The sequence below is a fragment of the Methylobacterium oxalidis genome (assembly GCF_007992195.1).
In the GTDB taxonomy this organism is placed as follows: domain Bacteria; phylum Pseudomonadota; class Alphaproteobacteria; order Rhizobiales; family Beijerinckiaceae; genus Methylobacterium; species Methylobacterium oxalidis.
The window spans coordinates 1-934 of the sequence record NZ_BJZU01000315.1; the positions used below are offsets into that span (position 1 = coordinate 1).

At 65.7% G+C, this 934-nt stretch carries 1 protein-coding gene; it reads right to left on the reverse strand.

Annotated features, from left to right (window positions below; all coding sequences use genetic code 11):
* Positions 1-597, reverse strand: a 597-nt coding sequence (locus MOX02_RS30775) for an NAD-dependent epimerase/dehydratase family protein (protein WP_147029539.1), incomplete at its 3' end; no start/stop codon positions are given.
* Between the last annotated feature and the right edge of the window lie 337 nt (positions 598-934).

Genomic DNA, 934 nt, shown 5'->3' on the forward strand with positions numbered 1-934 from the left:
CACATCCACGCGCAGCGCCTCGTTGAAGCCGTCCGCGCGACCCGCCCCAGGATCGAAGAAGCCTGGCCGGAGGCACACAGCCGGGTTGCCCGTCTGATCCGCCCAGGCCTGCACCAAGGCTTCCCCAGCAAGCTTGGATGCGGCGTACCAAGTCATCCGGTCCGCGAGGCGCCAGGCCGGCGCATCGGCCCAGACTGAGCTGGCAAAGATCAATCGACGCACTCCAGCCTGCAGGCAGGCTCCCACTACCGTCAGCGTCTCTAGCGTGTTCCCGTAGCCGCCGCTCTCGTAGGAGGAAGCTGGATCAGGATCGGCTGCGAGGTGGACCACCGTCTCGGCACCTGCGAAGGCCCAAACGCAAGCGTCGGGGCCTGACGTGAGATCAACCGTTCGGTCGGCACCGGCCCGGTCGAGCCCGAGAGGCATGCGATCTCGCCAATGGTGCAGCAGCGTGCGTCCCATCCGACCAGCGGCACCCGTGATAAGGATTGTGCCTGTCACGATTGCTCCTTTCGAAGTTCGAACGCGGCGGCACGAGGGCACGAGCGACATGTGCGGCCGGGTCAGCAGGACCTGTGCGAGAGCAGACGCTGTCATTCGGCTCTCGACCTCATGCGGCTAGTGACAGCTCAGCCCGAGTGGCCTGCGCGAGTACGCTGTTGGAGGTTCGACTCCTCTGGTGGCTTCGAGCGCACCGATTGCCACCGCCTGAAGGCTGGTCAGCGCGGTGCCATCCACGGTTGCGACGCTACGCTGGTTAGGCATCATAGCTCCTCAGCCTCATCGAGCTGTGGCTCTGCCTCCATTGCCGCACCCGATCGTGAGCGCTGCACCCATTTCGGCGCACGGTCGCGCCAAGCCTGCTCGAGGATGCGCCTGAGGCTCGCCTCCGCCACGAAGGCAAGGTGAATCCGAAGCAACGGACAGCCACCCG